Source organism: Leisingera sp. F5 (assembly GCF_001593695.1).
In genome coordinates, this window is record NZ_LUKH01000791.1 from 1 (window position 1) to 1669 (window position 1669).

Consider the following 1669-nt stretch of genomic DNA (forward strand, 5'->3'; position numbering starts at 1 on the left):
TCGCGGCCCAGGATGTAGTCCTCGTTGTGCAGCGTCGCATTCGACACCACCACGCCGCCTACGGTCAAAGGAGTGAGGCGGGCAACCGGGCTCAGCGCGCCGGTACGGCCGACTTGAATGTCGATGGCCTCCAGCCGGGTCCAAGCGAGTTCCGCCGGAAACTTATGCGCGATCGCCCAGCGGGGCGTGGTCGAGCGGAAGCCCAGCCGCCCCTGCAGCGCCAGATCATTGACCTTATACACAACGCCATCAATGTCATAGCCAAGCGTTGCGCGCTGTTCTTCGATGCTGCGGTAGTGGCTGATCATCTCTTCAAGAGTTGCGCACAACCGGGTCAGCGGGTTTGTTTGAAACCCCAGGGAGCGCAGCCGCGCAATTGCCTCCATCTGCGTTTCTGCCAGGGGTTCACTCAGCTCACCCCAGCTGTAGGCAAAGAACCGCAAAGGCCGGGCCCGGGTGATTTCCGCATCCAGCTGCCGCAGCGACCCTGCGGCGGCGTTGCGCGGATTGGCAAAAATCTTGCCGCCGCGTTCTTCGTGCCGGGCATTCAGCGCCTCGAAATCCGCGTGACTCATGTAGACTTCGCCGCGCACTTCCAGCACCTCCGGCGCTCCGTCCAGCTGCTGGGGAATGTCGGCAATGGTTCGGGCGTTGGCGGTCACATTTTCACCAATGCTGCCATCGCCGCGCGTTGCCGCCTGGATCAGAACGCCCTGTTCATAGCGCAATGACAGCGATAGCCCGTCGATCTTGGGTTCGGCGGTAAAAGACAATCCATCAAAAGTCGTGAGGCCCAGGTATTTGCGGATGCTGCGGTCGAAATCGGCGACGTCCTCATCCTCAAACGCGTTGCCCAGCGACAGCATCCGCACCGAATGGGTGATCTTGCCAAAGCCAGATGCCGCGGGCGCGCCAACAGCATCCAGCTGGGCCGCTGTTTCAGCCAGTTCAGGGAATGCCTCTGCCAAGTTCCGGTAACGGCGTTTCAGCGAATCATACTCGGCATCGCTGATCTCAGGCGCGTCGGCCTGATGATAGGCCAGATCCGCCGCCCGAAGATTTTCTTCCAGTGCCAGAAATTCAGCCTGCGCGTCTTCAGCCGTCAGGTTTGCCACGTCTTTTTCTGTTTTCTCTGCCACGCGCGGTCCCTCTTCGTTCTTCCCTTTCGTGATAAGGTGCGGCGCCAGCCGCGTCCAGCGCATCCATCAGACCGTCAGCAACAAGCTGCAAAAAGCAAAAAGACCCGCCAGCCGGCAGGTCCTTGCAACCGGCGGCACATGGTCATGTGCCGACCGGGTGATCATCCTTTCAGGCGCCGACAGCCAGCCGCTGGCCGCCTGACAGGTGGTCTTCCTGCGGATCACGCAGCACGTAACCGCGGCCCCAGACAGTTTCGATGTAATTCTCGCCGCCTGTTGCATTGCTAAGCTTCTTACGCAACTTGCAGATGAAAACATCAATGATCTTCAGTTCCGGCTCATCCATGCCGCCATAAAGATGGTTCAGGAACATCTCCTTGGTCAGCGTGGTGCCCTTGCGCAGCGACAGAAGCTCCAGCATCTGGTATTCCTTGCCGGTCAGATGCACCGCCTTGCCATCGGTCTCAACCGTTTTGGCATCCAGGTTGACCGCAATCTTGCCGGTCTTGATAATGGATTGCGAATGCCCC

2 protein-coding genes are annotated in these 1669 nt (G+C 59.7%); both read right to left on the reverse strand.

Annotation, left to right across the window (positions count from 1 at the left end):
• Positions 1-1106, reverse strand: a 1106-nt coding sequence (gene ligA / locus A2I95_RS36010; RefSeq protein WP_291737319.1) for an NAD-dependent DNA ligase LigA, incomplete at its 3' end; no start/stop codon positions are given.
• A gap of 202 nt (positions 1107-1308) precedes the next feature.
• On the reverse strand, positions 1309-1669 hold a 361-nt coding region (locus tag A2I95_RS36015), incomplete at its 5' end, for a response regulator transcription factor (protein ID WP_291737318.1).